The sequence below is a fragment of the Variovorax durovernensis genome, from assembly GCF_977011995.1.
This window is the reverse complement of record NZ_CDRNCW010000001.1, coordinates 3,717,883-3,734,606: the sequence shown is the minus strand read 5'-3', so window position 1 is coordinate 3,734,606 and position 16,724 is coordinate 3,717,883. Positions and strand designations below refer to the sequence as shown.

Annotated in this window: 21 protein-coding genes; 17 read left to right on the top strand and 4 right to left on the bottom strand. The window is 67.7% G+C overall.

Features of this window, described 5'->3' with window-relative positions; translation table 11 throughout:
- Positions 1 to 546: 546 nt before the first annotated feature.
- Positions 547 to 1,173, bottom strand: coding sequence for a porin family protein (locus ACWV14_RS17740; RefSeq protein WP_454902871.1), 627 nt, complete (start codon positions 1,171 to 1,173; stop codon positions 547 to 549).
- A gap of 247 nt (positions 1,174 to 1,420) precedes the next feature.
- On the opposite strand from ACWV14_RS17740, the gene ACWV14_RS17735 reads away from it, so the two are divergent.
- Both ACWV14_RS17735 and ACWV14_RS17730 read left to right on the top strand, forming a co-directional pair.
- Positions 1,421 to 1,975, top strand: coding sequence for a 2'-5' RNA ligase family protein (locus ACWV14_RS17735; protein WP_454902870.1), 555 nt, complete (start codon positions 1,421 to 1,423; stop codon positions 1,973 to 1,975).
- A gap of 1 nt (position 1,976) precedes the next feature.
- Positions 1,977 to 2,516, top strand: a complete 540-nt coding sequence (locus tag ACWV14_RS17730; RefSeq protein ID WP_454902869.1) for an endonuclease V — start codon at positions 1,977 to 1,979, stop codon at positions 2,514 to 2,516.
- 21 nt (positions 2,517 to 2,537) lie between these two features.
- On the opposite strand, the gene ACWV14_RS17725 is transcribed toward ACWV14_RS17730, so the two are convergent.
- Positions 2,538 to 3,452 carry a LysR family transcriptional regulator gene (locus ACWV14_RS17725; protein ID WP_454902868.1) on the bottom strand — a complete coding sequence of 305 codons (915 nt, stop codon included), beginning with the start codon at positions 3,450 to 3,452 and terminating at the stop codon, positions 2,538 to 2,540.
- Between the two features lie 127 nt (positions 3,453 to 3,579).
- Between ACWV14_RS17725 and ACWV14_RS17720 the strand changes: the two genes are divergently transcribed.
- The 7 genes from ACWV14_RS17720 (at position 3,580) to ACWV14_RS17690 (ending at position 8,618) form a co-directional block, all read left to right on the top strand.
- A complete protein-coding gene (locus tag ACWV14_RS17720) occupies positions 3,580 to 4,569 on the top strand; it encodes a 2Fe-2S iron-sulfur cluster-binding protein (protein ID WP_454902867.1) in 990 nt (329 codons plus the stop codon).
- Positions 4,570 to 4,590: 21 nt separating this feature from the next.
- The gene (locus ACWV14_RS17715; RefSeq protein ID WP_454902866.1) at positions 4,591 to 5,847 is read left to right on the top strand and encodes an aromatic ring-hydroxylating dioxygenase subunit alpha; all 1,257 of its coding nucleotides are present in this window, start codon (positions 4,591 to 4,593) and stop codon (positions 5,845 to 5,847) included.
- The gene (locus tag ACWV14_RS17710; RefSeq protein WP_454902865.1) at positions 5,844 to 6,326 is read left to right on the top strand and encodes an aromatic-ring-hydroxylating dioxygenase subunit beta; all 483 of its coding nucleotides are present in this window, start codon (positions 5,844 to 5,846) and stop codon (positions 6,324 to 6,326) included. The genes ACWV14_RS17715 and ACWV14_RS17710 overlap by 4 nt, the downstream gene beginning before the upstream one ends.
- Before the next feature lie 14 nt (positions 6,327 to 6,340).
- Positions 6,341 to 6,709: a chorismate mutase gene (locus tag ACWV14_RS17705; protein ID WP_454902864.1), complete on the top strand. Its 369-nt coding sequence runs from the start codon at positions 6,341 to 6,343 to the stop codon at positions 6,707 to 6,709.
- A complete protein-coding gene (locus tag ACWV14_RS17700; protein ID WP_454902863.1) occupies positions 6,706 to 7,674 on the top strand; it encodes a Bug family tripartite tricarboxylate transporter substrate binding protein in 969 nt (322 codons plus the stop codon). The genes ACWV14_RS17705 and ACWV14_RS17700 overlap by 4 nt, the downstream gene beginning before the upstream one ends.
- A gap of 26 nt (positions 7,675 to 7,700) precedes the next feature.
- A complete protein-coding gene (locus ACWV14_RS17695) occupies positions 7,701 to 8,021 on the top strand; it encodes a non-heme iron oxygenase ferredoxin subunit (protein WP_454902862.1) in 321 nt (106 codons plus the stop codon).
- Positions 8,022 to 8,126: 105 nt separating this feature from the next.
- Complete coding sequence (locus tag ACWV14_RS17690; RefSeq protein WP_454902861.1) at positions 8,127 to 8,618, top strand: RidA family protein; 492 nt, start codon at positions 8,127 to 8,129, stop codon at positions 8,616 to 8,618.
- Here ACWV14_RS17690 and ACWV14_RS17685 read toward each other — a convergent pair whose 3' ends face one another.
- Positions 8,619 to 9,686 carry a DUF72 domain-containing protein gene (locus ACWV14_RS17685; protein WP_454902860.1) on the bottom strand — a complete coding sequence of 356 codons (1,068 nt, stop codon included), beginning with the start codon at positions 9,684 to 9,686 and terminating at the stop codon, positions 8,619 to 8,621.
- Between the two features lie 62 nt (positions 9,687 to 9,748).
- Here ACWV14_RS17685 and ACWV14_RS17680 point away from each other — a divergent pair, with 62 nt between their 5' ends.
- The 8 genes from ACWV14_RS17680 (at position 9,749) to ACWV14_RS17645 (ending at position 16,220) form a co-directional block, all read left to right on the top strand.
- A complete protein-coding gene (locus ACWV14_RS17680) occupies positions 9,749 to 11,254 on the top strand; it encodes a sensor histidine kinase (protein ID WP_454902859.1) in 1,506 nt (501 codons plus the stop codon).
- Complete coding sequence (locus ACWV14_RS17675) at positions 11,251 to 11,892, top strand: response regulator transcription factor (RefSeq protein WP_454902858.1); 642 nt, start codon at positions 11,251 to 11,253, stop codon at positions 11,890 to 11,892. The genes ACWV14_RS17680 and ACWV14_RS17675 overlap by 4 nt, the downstream gene beginning before the upstream one ends.
- A gap of 115 nt (positions 11,893 to 12,007) precedes the next feature.
- On the top strand, positions 12,008 to 12,508 hold the full coding sequence (locus tag ACWV14_RS17670; RefSeq protein ID WP_106934582.1) for a GlcG/HbpS family heme-binding protein: 501 nt from the start codon (positions 12,008 to 12,010) through the stop codon (positions 12,506 to 12,508).
- Positions 12,509 to 12,510: 2 nt separating this feature from the next.
- Entirely contained in the window at positions 12,511 to 13,209 is a 699-nt protein-coding gene (locus ACWV14_RS17665) for an ankyrin repeat domain-containing protein (protein WP_454906005.1), read from the top strand.
- Between the two features lie 43 nt (positions 13,210 to 13,252).
- Positions 13,253 to 13,897, top strand: coding sequence for an FMN-binding negative transcriptional regulator (locus ACWV14_RS17660; RefSeq protein WP_454902857.1), 645 nt, complete (start codon positions 13,253 to 13,255; stop codon positions 13,895 to 13,897).
- 1 nt (position 13,898) lies between these two features.
- Positions 13,899 to 14,135, top strand: coding sequence for a hypothetical protein (locus ACWV14_RS17655; RefSeq protein ID WP_454902856.1), 237 nt, complete (start codon positions 13,899 to 13,901; stop codon positions 14,133 to 14,135).
- Positions 14,125 to 15,249: a tRNA adenosine(34) deaminase TadA gene (tadA, locus tag ACWV14_RS17650; RefSeq protein ID WP_454902855.1), complete on the top strand. Its 1,125-nt coding sequence runs from the start codon at positions 14,125 to 14,127 to the stop codon at positions 15,247 to 15,249. The genes ACWV14_RS17655 and tadA overlap by 11 nt, the downstream gene beginning before the upstream one ends.
- Positions 15,246 to 16,220, top strand: coding sequence for an LD-carboxypeptidase (locus ACWV14_RS17645; protein WP_454902854.1), 975 nt, complete (start codon positions 15,246 to 15,248; stop codon positions 16,218 to 16,220). Before tadA ends, ACWV14_RS17645 begins: the two co-directional genes overlap by 4 nt.
- 31 nt (positions 16,221 to 16,251) lie before the next feature.
- Here the strand turns inward: ACWV14_RS17645 and ACWV14_RS17640 are convergent, their stop codons facing one another.
- Entirely contained in the window at positions 16,252 to 16,587 is a 336-nt protein-coding gene (locus tag ACWV14_RS17640; RefSeq protein WP_081270588.1) for a hypothetical protein, read from the bottom strand.
- Positions 16,588 to 16,724: the final 137 nt, after the last annotated feature.

Genomic DNA, 16,724 nt, shown 5'->3' with positions numbered 1-16,724 from the left:
GCAGTCAGTCTCCCCTGTCACCACCGTCTAGCCCAACGCTGAAGGAGCCGCACGCGCCGCCGATTTCGCCGACCGCGTCCGCTCCGTCGTAGAACTGCCAGTAGTTTGGTAAACCCCCTTGTGCAACACGTTCAGCGTCTCGCCTTGCCAGCGAAACAGTATGCCCACGCTGCTGTTTCCATCAGCAACAGTAGCTGCGCATCTGATCGGATAGATCGAGCCAAGGGCGATGTCGCCACCGTCGTCCGTGCGATTGCACGGCGTTACCCAATCAAGGCCGGTCGTGCTTGAGCGTGCTTCACCACACACTTACAGCCGAACAGGCGGGATGACGGTAAATGCGACGGTAAAGCACGTTGCCATGACCTTAGAAAGCAATGATCCATGCGGGATTCCGGCTCTCGGAAATCATCGAGTGGGAGTGAGTTGCCGCATTTCGCGGGCATTCGGTCTGAAAATTCCTGTTTCGAGTGCGCTGTCGGTTGCGCATTCGCCGACTACCGCGACTGGCGTGAGTGCGCCAGTCGCTCGTCGCTACACCAGCGCTTAGAAGCTGGCCTTCAAACCCACCGACAGCATGCCGCCCTTGGCCTGCTTCGACAGCTTGCCGAAGTAGTCGTAGTCGGCGGTGATCGCGAGGTTCTGCGTCACGCGGTATTCGGCACCGAAGCCCGCCATTAGGCCGGTCGAACTGCCCGAGAAGCGCTGGCTGCCGGGTTGCCACAAGGAGCCGCCATTGTTGTCGCCGCCGGAGATGCGGCCGCGCGAAACACCCAGGCGGCCGTTGAGGGCGAAGGCATCGCCCAGCGGCAGGCGTGCCGTGGCCGCTGCGTAGAAGGCCTGGCCGGTACCGCTTTGCAGGCTCGAGTAGCCCAGGCCCGCCGCCGTCCACTGGCTCACGCGGCCAAGGCGCGCGTAGCCGACTTCCACGCCGAAGTTTTCCGTCAGGCGATAGCCGCCGTACAGCTTGTAGGCGGTGCCGGCCTTGCTGGCTTTCTGGCCGCCCCACGGGGTGGGCACGGTGTTGGAAGATGAGAGGCTGTAGCTCGAGCGGCCGACGGAGCCGCCCACGTAGAGACCGGTGTCCTGTGCGGGGCCGGCGGCGTAGGCGCCGATGGATGCGGTGCCGAGCAGAAGTGCGGCGAGGACGGTGCAGGCTTGCGTTTTCGTCAAGATGAAATTCCTGGTTGGAGTCGTTGGGATCATTGAGACCGGTGGCGGCTTGAAGCCATGCCATCAGCGCTCAGCGATTCTGAAATTCCAGCCTGAAGACGAGCTTGGTGCTTGCTGAAGAGCACCTGAAGGCACCTGATCGATGGGCGATGATCGAGGGATGTCTCAACAGCTTCTTCTTCCCGGTATCGATCCCCCGCCGCGGCCCTTGCCGCGCCCCCGCAGCAAGGCGCGACGCGCCGAGCCGATGCCGCATTCGCTCTTCTTCGCATTGCTTCCCGGCGCGCAGGACGCCACGACGATTGCAGCTCTCGGCGAGCGCATGAATTTCCAGCACGCATTGAAGGGCACGGTGGTCGAGGCGCACCGCCTGCATGTCACGCTGTTCGACCTGGGCGACTACGCAGAGGTGCCGCGCGACAAGGTCGAGCAGGCCCTGGCCGCCGCAGCGACCCTGCCGCCACCCGCATTCGATGTCGTCTTCGACGAAGCCATGACCTACGCGAAGAACCATGCGCTCGTGCTGTATGGCGACGACGCGGGTGTCGAGGCGCTCATGGCCTTCAGGCAGCGGCTGGGCGAAGCGCTGGCCGACGCCGGCTTCAAGCCCAAGCGCAGCTTCACGCCGCACATGACGCTGGTGTACGCGAGGCGCAAGCTAGAGAAGCACGCCATCGAGCAGCCGATGCGCTGGAGCGCCGGCAAGCTCGCGCTGATCGACAGCCATGTGGGGCAGGGCGTGCACGAGGTGCTCGGCCAGTGGCCCGCCGCGGCGCTCGAATCCGAAGCAACGGAGGCCTGAGATGGAAGCGCCGCTGCTGGTCTGCCTCGACGTCGACTATCGCGCCGAAGGCATCGCCGTGGCGGCCGGTGTCTGGTTTCGCGGCTGGACCGCGGAGCGCGAAGAAACACAGGCCGTGGCCGGCTTCAGCGAGGTGGCGCCGTACGAGCCCGGTGCGTTCTACAGGCGCGAATTGCCTTGCCTGCTGGGTGTTCTGCGCAATGGCCCGCAGGCGGACCTGATCATCGTGGACGGCTACGTGACGCTGGCACCGGGACATCCGGGCCTGGGCGCGCATCTGCATGAAGCGCTGCAGCGCAAGGTGCCCGTGGTCGGTGTCGCGAAGACGCGCTATCACAGCGCGACCGATGCCATCGAGGTGCGGCGCGGCCAGAGCGAAGCGCCTTTGTTCGTGACGGCCGTCGGCATCGACGCTTCGGCTGCCGCCACGGAGGTTGTGCGCATGCACGGCCCGTACCGCGTGCCGACGCTGCTGCGCAATGTCGATCAGCTTGCGAGGCACGGCATGCCCGATCGCATCGAGCCTCTGAAGGCCGACTGATAGCCGGCATCGGCCAACCGGTCAGCCGCCGTCCGCAAAGTTGTCGAACAGCAAGCCACGCATCCACTGGTTGCCCGGGTCGCGGTGCGCCTTCGCGTGCCAGAACAGGTTGATCGCGATCTGCGGCAGCGCCACCGGGTGAGGGCGCCACACCAGCCCGAAGGGCTCCGCGATGCTCTGCGCGAGCCGCTCGGGCACCGTTGCGATCATGTGGCTCGAGCGCAGGATGTGGCCTATGGCCACGAAGTGCGGCACGCGCAGCTTGATGCGCCGCTGGATGCCCTGCGCCGCTATCACGTCGTCGGCCTTGCCGTGGCCGGTGCCGGCGGCCAGGACCTGCACGTGGTCGGCCGCGCTGAAGTCCTTCAATGAGATGCTGCGCTTTTTCGCGAGCGGATGCGCTTGAGAGAACAGGCACACGTAGTGCTGCAGGAACAGCCGGCGCTGGAACACACCCGCCTTGAGCTGTGGCAGCAGGCCGATGGCGATGTCGACGTGGCCGGCTTCCAGCTCGTCGCGCAGGTTGGTCGCGGTGTTGTTGCGCAGGGTGCTCACGGTCACGCCGGGCGCGGCCACCGAGAGTGCTTCCATCAGCTTCGGGGTGAAGTAGATCTCGCCGATGTCGGTCATGGCGAGCGTGAAGCTGCGCGTGCTGGTGGCGGGGTCGAACACCACCTGCTGGTTGAGCGCCGTGTGCAGTGCGCCCATGGCATAGGCCACCGGCTCGGCCAGCTGCAGCGCGAAGGGCGTGGGCTCCATGCCGCGCGCGGTGCGCAGGAACAACTCGTCGCCCAGCAGCTTGCGCAGGCGCGCCAGCGCATTGCTGATGGCCGGCTGCGAGAGGCCCAGCGATTCGGCCACGGCCGACACGCGCTTCTCGGCCAGCATGCGGTCGAACACCAGCAGCAGGTTGAGGTCGATGTCCTTGAGTTGCACGGCGGACCTTTATTCAGCGCAGTGATGAAGAGGATTCACCGAATTCTATTGGTCAATCGGGAAGGCCCGCGCATCATCGCCTCCCAGAGACAAGCCGGCACCCACGCCGGCGCAAGAGAACCCCACGATGGACCTGCACATACATCCCCTTGCCCGCACCCTCGAGGTCCGCCCCGGCGCGAACCTGCTCGAAGTGCTGCGCGAGCATCACGTGCCGGTGTCTTACAGCTGCATGTCGGGGCGCTGCGGCACCTGCCGCTGCAAGGTGGTGTCGGGCCAGGTGCTCGACGGCGGACAGGACGCCATACGCCCAGACGGCCAGGGCGAGCGCTACGTGCTGGCTTGCCAGAGCACCCTGACCGAAAGCTGCACGATCGAGATTCCCGAGCCGGACGAAGTGGTCGTGCATCCGGCGCGCACCCTGAAGGCCGTCGTGACCGGCATCGACGAACTGACCCACGACATCCGCCGACTGCGCCTCAAGCCCAACAAGCCGCTGGAGTTTTCTCCAGGCCAGTACGCGCAGCTGCAGTTCGCCCCCGACCTCGCCCGGCCGTATTCGATGGCGGGTCTGAGCCGCGACGCGGAACTCGAATTCCACGTGCGCCGCGTACCCGGCGGGCGCGTCACGGCGCATATCTTCGAGCAGTTGCGCATCGGCGATTCGGTGCGCGTGAGCGGGCCGCTCGGCACGGCCTACCTGCGCACCAGGCACCGCGGGCCGATGCTCTGCGCGGCGGGCGGCACCGGGCTGGCACCGATTCTTTCGATCGTGCGCGGCGCCATCGCGGCCGGGCTCACGCAGCCGATCCACCTGTACCTCGGCGTGCGTTCCGATGCCGACGTGTACGGCCTGCAGGAACTGCGGGAGCTGCAGGCGCAGCACCCGGGCCTGAACGTGCAGGTGGTCGTCGTCACCGGACCGGCTAACGGAAAGCAGCGCGTGGGCCTCATCACCGACGCGATCCGCGCCGACTGGCCCGGCAGCCTCGACGGCTGGCGCGCCTACCTCTGCGGCTCGCCGCCGATGGTCGAGGCCGTGACGCAACTGGTGCGCGGCCGGGGCCTCGCACCCGAGCAGACGCATGCCGACGCCTTCTACCTGCAAGGCACCTGAACACAACAAAGGAGACCCACGATGACCACGCAAGCCGTGTTCCCCGTCGAACTGAAATGGGAGAGCGAGCAGACCAGCCGCATTCCCTTCATGGCCTACACCGACGAGGCCTTGCACAAGAAGGAGCTGCAGCGCTTCTTCTACGAGAAGCACTGGTGCTACGTCGGCCTGGAGGCCGAGATTCCGAACCCGGGCGACTTCAAGCGCACCGCCATCGGCGAGCGGTCGGTCATCATGTCGCGCGACGAGGCGGGCGAGATCCATGTGTTCGAGAACGTCTGCGCGCACCGCGGCATGCAGTTCTGCCGGGAGCGCCACGGCAACCGCAAGGAGTTCGTCTGCCCCTACCACCAGTGGAACTACACGCTCAAGGGCGACCTGCAGGGTGTGCCGTTCCGGCGCGGAGTGAAGCAGGACGGCAAGGTCAACGGCGGCATGCCCGCGGACTTCAAGACCGAGGAGAACGGCCTCACCAAGCTCAAGGTGGCGTCGCGCGGAGGCGTGGTGTTCGCGTCGTTCGACCATGGGATCGAATCGTTCGAGGACTTTCTCGGGCCCGACATCCTCCACTACTTCGACCGGCTGTTCGACGGCCGCAAGCTGAAGATCCTCGGCTACAGCCGCCAGCGCATCCCGGGCAACTGGAAGCTGATGCAGGAGAACATCAAGGACCCATACCACCCGGGCCTGCTGCACACATGGTTCGTGACCTTCGGCCTCTGGCGCGCCGACAACAAGTCGGAGCTCAAGATGGACGCGCACGGCCGCCACGCCGCGATGATCTCCACGCGCGGCAGCGCCGGCAAGGCCGCGCAGGTGACGCAGGTGTCGAGCTTCAAGGAGAGCATGCAGCTCAAGGACCCGCGCTTCCTCGACATCGTGCCCGAGCCCTGGTGGGGTGGCCCGACGGCGGTGATGATGACGCTGTTCCCGAGCCTGATCCTGCAGCAGCAGGTCAACAGCGTGTCGACCCGGCACATCCAGCCTGTGGGGCACGACGCCTTCGATTTCGTCTGGACGCACTTCGGCTTCGAGGACGACACCGAGGAAATGACCCAGCGCCGCCTGCGCCAGGCCAACCTGTTCGGGCCCGCGGGCTTCGTCTCGGCGGACGATGGCGAGGTCATCGAGTTCTCGCAGGAAGGCTTCGAGCAGAAGCCTTTTCACCGCACGCTTGCCGAGCTTGGAGGCCGGGAGGTCGCCAACACCGACCACATGGTGACGGAGACGCTGATTCGCGGCATGTACCGCTACTGGCGCGAGGTGATGGAGGCATGATGAAGCTCGACGCCGACACCTACCTCGAACTCTCGCGGCTCTACGCCGCCTACGCGCACGCCGTCGATTCCGGCCAGTGGGGCCTGTGGCCGGGCTTCTTCATCGAGCAGTGCAGCTACCGCCTGCAGCCGCGAGAGAACCACGAACGCGGCCTGCCGCTGGCCACGCTCTCGTTCGAGAGCCGGGGCATGCTCGAAGACCGGGTCTACGGCATCCAGGAGACGCTGTTCCACGACCCGTACTACCAGCGCCACGTGGTCGGCCTGCCGCTGGTGCACGCGGTCGATGCCGACGGCAAGATCCACAGCGAGGCCAACTACGCGGTGTTCCGCACCAAGCTCGACCAGCCCTCCACCGTGTTCAACGTGGGCCGCTACATCGACACCGTGGTGCCCACGCCCGAGGGACTGAAGTTCGCGTCGCGCCTGTGCGTGTTCGACAGCGAGATGATCCCGAACTCCATCATTTATCCGATCTGAAACCTGAGTCAGCCATGCAGCAAAAAGAACCAGAGACACACGGCGCGCCGCTGCGCCGCTTCACCGACCCGGCCTATGTGCCGCTGTGCGCCAACCTCGCCGAGGTGCGCGAGAACATCGACCGGCTCGACCACCAGATCGTCGCACTGCTTGCCGAGCGCGGCCGCTACGTGAAGGACGCCGCTCGCTTCAAGCGCGACGCCTTCCAGGTCTCTGCGCCGCAGCGCCAGCAGGAGGTGATCGACAAGGTGAAGGCGCTGGCCGAGGAGAAGGGCGCCTATCCGGAGGTGGTCGAGGCCGCCTACCGCGCGCTCATCGCGGGCTTCATCGCGCGCGAGCAGCAGGACCACCTGGGCATGGTCGCGGTGGAGGCAAAGGCATGAGGCTCGCCCGGCTCGGCATCGCCTTCACGGCACTGGCAATGGCTGCGGCGGCCCACGCGCAGAGCTGGCCGCAGCGCCCGATTCGCATCGTGGTGCCGTTCGCGGCCGGCTCGTCGCCCGACATCCTCGCGCGCATCCTCAACGACAAGCTGGCCGCGCGCATCGGCCAGCCGCTGATCGTCGACAACAAGCCCGGCGCGGGCGGCAACACCGGCACCGACCAGGCCTCGAAGGCGCAGCCCGACGGCTACACCTTCCTGCTGTCGGTGAACGCGCCGCTGGTCTACAACACCGTCCTCTACAAGAACCTGCCGTACGACCCGTTCAAGGACCTGGTGCCGGTGTCTCTCGCGGCCACCACGCCCAACGTGTGCGCGGTGTCGAATTCGATGAACGTCGATTCGGTCAAGGGCTGGCTCGACGCGATGAAGCGCAACCCGGGCAAGTTCAATTTCGCGTCGACCGGCAACGGCTCGATCTCGCACCTGGGCGTGGAGCTCGTCAAGCTCAAGACGAATTCGTTCGCGGTGCACATTCCATACGCTTCGTCGGGCCAGGCGGTCACGGCCATCATCCAGGGCGACGTGCAGTTCGCCTGCCTGCCGCCGGTCTCGGTGATGCCGCAGGCCAAGGCCGGGCGGCTGAAGGCACTGGCCGTTACCTCGGCCGAGCGCTCGGCGCTGTTGCCGGAACTGCCGACGCTGCGCGAGTCGGGCCTGCCCGACATCCAGGCGGTGCCGTGGTTTGCCTACATGGCACCCAAGGGCACGCCGAACGACGTGGTGCAGCGCATGAGCCGCGAGATAGCCGCGGTGCTGAAGGAGCCAGAGACGCTCAAGCGCCTGCAGACCGCGTACTTCGACCCCGTGGGCAGCACGCCCGAGGCGCTGAACAAGTTCATGAAGGAGGAGCTGCGCCGCTGGAAACCCGTGATCGAGCGCGCCGGCCTGAAGCCCGACAACTGACCACTCCACCGAGCAAGGACACAAAAATGAGCACGATGACCTGGGTCGACGCCGCGGCGGTCGACGACGTTCCCTCCGACGACGTGGTGGGCATCGAGGTGCAGGGGCGCGACATAGCGCTGTACGGCACCGAAGATGGCATTCACGCCACCGACAACATCTGCACCCACGGCCATGCGCGGCTGTGCGACGGCTTCCTCGAAGGCCATGAGATCGAATGCCCGCTGCACCAGGGCCGCTTCGACGTGCGCACCGGCAAGGCGATGTGCGCGCCGCTCACCGAAGACCTGCGCAGCTACCCGGTGAAGATCGAGGGCGGCCGCGTCTTCCTCTCCTTGGATCAGTGAAGGGTGCCGCCTCGGGCCATCTGTTGCGGCTCGAAGCGGATCGATCTGTATCTGTTTTCCCGCAGAGCCGCTGGCGACAATGAAGCTCTTTTTCATGGAACAGATATGACAGCGCAGAGCCGAGACCAGATCGCCGACCAGATTGCAGCCGAACTGGGCCACAGCTTCGACGGCGACATCATTGCCGGCGGCCACTACGTGCCGATCGTGCGCGACGGCCGCACGGTCTACCTAAGCGGGCAGGTGCCGCGCGTGGGCACCACGGTGGTCGTCACCGGCCGCGTCGGCGACGCGGTGTCGCTCGACAAGGCCCGCGAGGGCGCCCAGATCTGCGCGCTGCGCAGCCTGGCGCTGCTGCGCCGTTCGCTGGGTTCGCTCGACGCGGTGGAGAAGGTGCTGCGCGTCGGCGTGTTCGTGCAGTGCACCGCCGACTTCACGCAGCAGAGCGAAGTGGCCGATGCCGCGTCCGACCTGCTGCACCGTGTGTTCGGCGACGCCGGCGTGCATGTGCGCACGGCGGTCGGCGTCTATGCGCTGCCGAAGAACGCGACCGTGGAGGTCGAGATGACCGTGGCGGCCAAGCAGAACATCGGCTGACTAGCCGGCCTTCAGCGCGGCAAGGTCGCGCGCGAGCTGCGCGATGGTGAGAGGCGCGCAGCCTTCGGCGTTGTTGCTCACGGTGACGAAGGCGTTCTGCCCCGCGCGGGTGGTGCCCGCGATCACCTTGGCCAGCGCGGCGCGCGTTTCTGGGTCGGGGTCGACGATCTTGTCGAACGGGCCGTAGAGCTTTTCCGCGTCTTCGTAGCCGAAGCGGCCGTGGCGGCGGTGCAGGTTCCAGCGACACACCAGCGGGCCGGGCCACAGCGCGCGCAGCATCGGCAGTTGCTCTTCGATGGGCGGCATCTTGGCGTGCAGGCCCATGCAGAAGGTGGCGCCAACGCTGCGCAGCATGTCGGCGAAGGCGGGGTTCAACAATTGCGGGTCGCGCACCTCGACGGCGATCACCGCATCGGGCGCGGTCTGCTTCAGGTCGGGCAGCGCACCGAGCATGTCGGCAATGCGCGCCAGCAGCGCCGGCTGGTCGGCCAGCAGGTGGCCGGGAATCGGGCTCAGCTGGAACACCAGCACGCCGATGCGATGGCCCAGGCCTTCGAGCGCGGGCAGCACGAATTCCTCCCGCGCGATCTCGCTGCTGAGGAACACCGGGTTGGCCTGCATGCCGCGTCCGCTCTCGTCGCGCACGGTGGCGTCGGTCACGAGGCTGGGCGCCTTCACCATGAAGCGGAAGTCGTCGGGCACCATGGCCGCGTAGCGCGCGTACTGGCTGGCGGTGAGGGCGCGGTAGAAGTTGCGGTCGAGGCTCACGGTGCGGAACAGCGGATGCTGCGCGAGCGCCGAAAGGCCGTTCTTCGAGAGCACCGACTCGGCGTACTCGCCGTTCCACACGAGGTCGGCCCAGCCCGGGTAGCTCCACGACGAGGTGCCGAGCCGCAGGTTGGGCGGCAGCGTGGCGGCGAGTTCGACGAGCGCCGGGTCCGCCGGCGCGGGCTCGACCGTGCCGGCGCGCGGCTTCTTCCTGGCGGGCGCCTCGTCGGGGGGCGCGGGCGGCAGCGCCTCCTGGGGGCGCGGCAGATCGGGGAAAAGGGAGTCCTGTACTTCAGCCATGTCTGGGGCGGCATTCTCGGCCAACACGGGGGCGGCTTGCCACGCCGGGCACAATCCGCGCCATGAAACAGTGGTTGCGCGCGCAAGGTGGATGGTGGCTGGCATGGGTGGTGCTCACCGTGGCCGGTGCCGTATGGATCGCGCGCGCCGAACTGGCGCAGATGCACCAGGACTTCGAGACCGACGTGCGCATCGCGCACCGGCTCATGAGCCAGCAGATGGTGCAGTACGACGCCGTGCTGGCCACGCTGGCGCTGCTGGAGCCCAGCACCGGCACAGACCATCCCGAGCAGCGCCTGCCGTCCGTGTATTCGTCGATCCTGCGGGTGCAGCGCCGTGAGCGCGACGAGCCCTGGCCGGACACCGGACCCGCGGCGAGCGCCACACCCGCCGCGCTGGCCGCCGCCGAGACCCGCTCGCGCAGCCAGCATCGGGCCGATCTCGCCTCGCTCGATTTGGCGCACGGCCGCTATGTGCTGGTGATCGGCGCCACGCCGTTCAGCTACGCGCTCGACATCGACCTGGCCGGCTCGGTGCCCTGGCGCGACTGGCCCATGAACCCGCAGGTCAGCCCGGTGCGGCTGAGCCTGCAGCGTGACGGCCAGCAACTGGTACTGCAACCCGGCCGGCCCACCGCGGGTGGCTGGCGCTTCGACCTGACCAAGCCGCTGGCGTCGCCAAGCCAGCCCTTCGACCTCGTGGCGGAGCGGCAAGTGGGCTGGGGCGAGCTCCCATGGCGCGGCATCGGCGCCTGGGCCGTCGCGACGGCGCTGCTGCTGGCCGGACTGTGGATGGCGCAGCGCCAACGCATCGCGCGGCGCCGGGCAGAAGAGCTGCTGAGGCTCGGGCAGGTCGCGCGGCTCAACGCGCTGGGCGAACTGTCGGCCGGGCTGGCGCATGAACTCAACCAGCCGTTGACGGCGGTGCTGGCCAATGCGCAGGCCGCGCGCCGCCTGCTGGACGACGAGCCGCCGGACCTGGCCACCGCCCGCGACGCGATGGGCCAGGCGGTCGAACAGGCGCGACGCGCGGCGGGTGTTGTCGGCCGTCTGCGGCGGGTGATCGAGCGGCCCGAGGCTGCGGGAGAAGCCAAGCCGCTGGTGCTGCAGGAGGTGGTGCGCAGCGCCATGCACCTGCTCGCGCCGGAGTTCGGCCGGCGCAACATCGTCACGCAGTTCGACCCGACGGCGCAGGCGCCGGTGCGGGTGCAGGCCGAAGCCGTGGCGCTGGAGCAGATCGTGCACAACCTGCTGATGAACGCGCTGCAGGCGCTCGAGCTGGTGCCCGCGGGCGACCGGCGCCTGGCCATCGCGGTAGGCCGCAACGGCGAGGAGGGCGTGCTGACCGTCACCGACAACGGACGCGGCATCCCTCTCGATGCCTTGCCGCGCCTTTTCGAACCCTTCTTCAGCACGCGCGAAGGCGGGTTGGGCCTTGGCCTGAGCCTGAGCGAAACGCTGGCCAGCGGCATGAGCGGCAGCCTGAGCGCGGCCAATGCATCGCCGCGCGGCGCACGCTTCACGCTGTTGCTGCCGCTGGTCGCGCCGCCTGCGGAGCGCGCGCCATGAACGCGCCAGCAATCCACCAGCCGCAGTCGCCGCTGATCCACCTGATCGATGACGACGAGGCGGTGCGCGACGGCCTGTCGCTGTTGATCGGCACGGTCGGCCTGCGCGTGCAGGGCTGGGCGGACCCGGCGGCTTTCATCGACGGCTTCGACCGCGCGAGCGTCGGCGCCATCGTGCTCGACGTGCGCATGCCGGGCATCAGTGGGCTCACGGTGCTCGACCGGCTGATGGTGCAAGGCGTGGACCAGCCCGTCATCATGCTGACCGGCCACGGCACGGTCGAGATGTGCCGGCGTGCCTTCAAGGCCGGCGCGGCCGAGTTCCTCGAGAAGCCGGTGGACGACGAGCAATTGCTCGAGGCACTGCAGCAGGCGGTGCGCCAGCATGTGCGTTCGCGCGAACGCTCGCAGGCCGACAACGCCGCGCGGGAGCGCGTGGCGCAACTGTCGGAGCGCGAGCGCGAGGTGCTGGCTTTCATCGTGCAGGGGCTCACGAACAAGGAGATCGCGCGCACGCTCGCGCTGTCGCCGCGCACGGTCGAGACGCATCGCGCCAACCTGTTCGCCAAGCTCGACTGCGATTCGCTCGCGCAGTTGATCCGCCGCTATGCGGTGCTGGTCGACGGCGGCGCTCCGTAGTTCTACGGAGCGCCGCGCGTAGCCGTACGAATGGCTGCGCAGGCCGGTGTTTTCTAAAGTGGCGAAGCCGTCGGCAACGGTCGGCGCAAACACCATCCACTGGAGAAAACGAACAATGCAATCCATCCTTCGCCTCGGCAGCCTCGCCGTCCTGCTCGCCGCTTCGGTCGCCCAGGCCCAGACGCCGGCACCGGCCGTTCGCACCGAAAAGAACATGTCGCTCGCGCTGGCCAACCAGCTCGCGGCAGAAGCCGTGGCTGCCTGCGCCGCCAACGGCTACAACGTCGCGGCCACCGTGGTCGATCGCGCCGGCACCGTGCGAGCAGTGCAGCGCGCCGACAACGCCGGCCCGCACACGCTGGCGTCGAGCGAGCGCAAGGCCTGGACTTCGGCCTCGGCCAAGAGCCCGACGCAGGCCATGATGGAAGGTTCGCAGAAGAACCCCGGCGGTGCCAACCTGGTGTACCTGCCGGGCATGCTGCTGCTGGGCGGCGGCGTGCCGGTGAAGTCGGGCAACGAAGTGATCGGCGCCGTGGGCGTGGGCGGCGCGCCCGGCGGCCATCTCGACGAGCAATGTGCCAACGCGGCGATCGAGAAGGTCAAGGGCCTGCTCTGATGATGGCGGCGCGCGGTATTTGGTCGGGTGTGCTGGCGGTCGCGCTCGGGCTGTGCGTGCCGTTGGGCGCGCTCGCCCAGGTGCCGCCGCTGGCGGCCGAGGTGCTGGCGTACGACGGGCTGCACCAGGCCGCCTGGCAGGGTGACCTGCCGAAGCTCAAGGCGCTGATCGCTTCGGGCGCGAATCTCGATGCCCGCGACACACGCGGGCGCACGCCGCTGCAGGTGGCCACGCATGCGCGGCAGCGCGAGGCGATCAAGCTGCTGGCCAAGGCGGGCGCGAATCTCGATCTGCTCGAGGACGACCGCTACGACGCAGTCACCATCGCCGCGGTGGCCGATGACGACGCCACGCTTTCGCTGCTGCTGTCGCTCGGCGCCAAGGCCGGGCAGGTCACGAGCCGCTACGACGGCACGGCGCTGATCGCCGCCGCGCACCTGGGGCATGACGAAGTCGTGCGCCGGCTGATCGCGGCCGGTGCGCCGCTGGACCATGTCAACAACCTGCACTGGACGGCGGTGATCGAGTCGATCGTGCTCGGCGACGGCGGTCCGCGCCACCAGCGCACGCTGGCTGCGCTGATCGACGGCGGCGCCAACCTTGCGCTGGCCGACCGGCAGGGCAACACGCCGCTGCAGCTTGCAAAGGCGCGGGGCTACACCGCGATGGTCAAGCTGCTGGAGAGCGCGCGCACAAGATAGGCGGCTCGGGGACAATCGGGCCTCGCCACGAGGAAACCGCCCCATGTACCTGCCTCCGCAGTTCAATGCCAAGGACCCGGCCATCGCGCTGGACTTGATGCGCTCGCATCCGTTCGCGAGCCTGATCTCCAACGACGACGCCGGCCTGCCGTTCGTCACGCACCTGCCGCTGGTGGCCGAGTCGCGAGGGACCGACGAACTGGTGCTGCTGGGCCATTGCGCCAAGCCCAACCCGCACTGGCGCTATCTGCAGGCACGGCCCACGGCGGTGGCCACCTTCCTCGGGCCGCATGCGTACTTGTCGCCATCGGTCTATCCCGACCTGGCGCGGGTGCCCACCTGGAACTACCTGACCGTGCACTGCACGGTCGAAGCCACGCTGATCGAAGACCCCGCAGCCAAGGACGCGCTGCTCAAGAAGCTCATCGGCGACCACGAGCCGGCCTATGCGCAGCAGTGGCGCGACCTGGGCGAGGAGTTCCAGCTCAAGATGCTCGCCGGCATCGTCGGCTTCGAGCTGCGCGTGACGGCGCTTCAGTGCAAGGTCAAGCTCAACCAGCATCGCCGTGAATCGCACGCCGCCATGCACGCGATGTACAGCGCCGGCACGCCGGACGAACAGGCCCTGGCCACCTGGATGGACCGCCTGGGCCTGAATTCGGAAGCTCCTGCTGCGGAGGGCCGCTGACATGCGCGGACTTGGATTGATCGGCCTGTTGTTGGCGCTGCTGATCGTCGGGCTGGTCGCGAAGAAGCAGATGACCAGCAGCGTCGTTCCCGTGATGCCTTCGGTGCCCGGCGTTGCCACGGCCCCGGCCGGCGAGCCGGCGGGCAATGTGCGCGAGCAGTCGCAGCGCGTGCAGCAGCAGGTCAAGGACGCGCTCGAAGCCGCGAGCAAGCCGCGCGAAATGCCGGATGACAACTGAATCGACTTCGCCTCCATCAACCACGGACGATGCGCGCTGGATGGCGCTCGCGCTGGCCCAGGCGCGACTGGCCGCCGAAGCGGGCGAGGTGCCTGTGGGCGCGGTGCTGGTGCGCAATGGCCAGCTCATCGCGACCGGCCGCAACACACCGGTCGCGCAGCACGACCCGAGCGCGCATGCGGAGATCAACGCGCTGCGCGCCGGTGCTGCTGCGCTCGGCAATTACCGGCTCGATGGCTGCGAACTGTTCGTCACGCTCGAGCCCTGCGCGATGTGCGCGGGCGCGATGCTGCATTCGCGGCTGGCGCGTGTGGTGTTCGGTGCGACCGATCCCAAGACCGGCGCGGCCGGTTCGGTGCTGGACCTGTTCGCGGAGCCGCGCCTGAACCATCGCACGCAGGTGAGCGGCGGGGTGCTTGCCGACGAATGCGCCGCCGTGCTTCAGGCTTTCTTCCAGCAGCGTCGCAGCGCAGCGCGCGAGCAGGCAGAGCCGTTGCGCGACGACGCACTGCGCACGCCGGCGGACCGCTTCGCCGCGCTGCCCGACTACGCCTTTGCACCGCATTACGTTCAAGACCTGCCTGCCCAGCGTGGCTGGCGCATGCATTGGGTCGATGAAAGCGGCGAGGGTGGCGAAGGCGATGTCGCCTGCTGCCTTTGCCTGCACGGCCCCGGCGAGTGGGGCTACTTCTTTAGGCATCTCGTCGGCCAGCCCGGGTTGCGCACGCTGGTGCCCGACCTCATCGGCTTCGGCAAGAGCGACAAGCCCAAGCGCGAGGTGGCGCATCAGCTTGAATGGCACCGCGACGTGCTGCTTGAATGGCTGGCGCGCGTGCAGGATGTTTCGACGTTGGTGCTGGTGCACAGCGCGGCAGCGAGTGAACTGGCGTCGCTGCTGCGCGCCGCGGCGCTCGGTCGCTTTGCCGCCTCGCTCGTCGCGCCCGAGGGCCATGAGCACATCAAGGACGCTTGGCGCGCACCTTTTCCCGACCGGGGCTACGAGGCCGCGTTGCGCGCGCTCGGCCCGGTCGCATCTTCCTCCGGGCCGACTGTCGCCCAGGCTCGCACCTTCGTGCAGCATGTGCGAAACGCAATGGGATACTCGACCTCGTGACCAAACACATCTACATCTACTCCCCCTCCAGCGCGATCCGCGACAAGGCCGCGTTCCGGCGCGGCGTGAAGCGCCTCAAGGCGCTGGGCCATGAAGTCGAAATCGACGAGGCAGCGCTTTCGGTGCATCAACGTTTCGCAGGCGATGACGTCACGCGGCTCGCCGCGATCTCGCGCGCGGCGGCCAGCGGTGCCGACGTGGCGCTCATCTCGCGCGGCGGCTACGGCCTCACCCGCATCCTCGATTCGCTGCCGTACAAGGCCCTGGCCAAGGCCATCGAGAAGGGCACCGAATTCGTAGGGTGCAGCGACTTCACCGCGCTGCAGAACGCGTTGTTCGCCAAGACCGGCGCCACCACGTGGTCGGGCCCGGCAGTCGGCGAAGACTTCGGCGCTGAAGGCGGCCCCGACGACATCATGGAAGCCTGCTTCGACGACCTGGTGAGCGGGCAGGGCGAGGGCACCGGCTGGCGCATGCCGGCGCGCGATGTGGATCTGAAGTTCAAGCCCGTGCAAGACGCGGTGCTGTGGGGCGGCAACCTCTGCGTGCTGACCAGCCTGCTCGGCACGCCGTACTTCCCGGTGGTGGAGAAGGGCGTGTTGTTCATCGAGGACACCAACGAGCATCCGTATCGCGTCGAACGCATGCTCGACCAGCTGAAGCTGGCCGGTGTGCTGGCGCGACAGCGTGCCGTCGTGTTCGGGCAATTCACAGGCGCCCGCAAGGTGCCGGGCTACGACCGCGGCTTCAGCATGAACACGGTGATCGACCGGCTGCGCGGGTCGCTCAAGGTGCCGGTGCTGGCGGGCCTGCCGTTCGGGCATGTGCCCACGAAGGTGCTGCTGCCCGTGGGGGCCAAGGTCTCGATGGCGGCGGAAGGGCGCGATGTCTTTCTGGTCTGGGGCCATCGGCACGCGTCCGGCCATGACGACGACCATCACGGGCACGACCACCATCATCACGCCCACTGAAGCGGCCGGCCGGGCAGGCCGCCGCGCGGCTTCAGCCGTTGTCCGTGAAGCGCTGGTGCGTGCGGGGAGCCATCGAGCCAGGCAGGCCGCCCTTGAACATGCTGTTGATGGCTTTCATCTGGCGGCGTGCAGCCGTTTCGCCGTCGATGGCGCTCAGCGCGATCATCACGTCCTGGCGCAGATACCAGAGGGCCTCGACGTCGACCGCAAAGCGAACACGCTGGCTGACGCGCTGTATGGAGTGTCCGCCGTGGCCCTGGAGAATCGACAGCATCGCGGTACGGATGCGCCCCAATTGGTTCTCCGCCACCTGGCGGGACCCGAAACCGGGTACGTTCAGCAGACGAAGAATGCGGCGGAAAAGCATGGGACGAAAAGCGTATTGCCGAAAGCCAGAACGGTCGCTACCTTAAGCCTCAGTTCACGGTTGCACAAGATCCGGAACAATGTTTCTTGTCTGCAAACAACACGCTTTACCTACGATTTAATTCCGCGATTAAATTT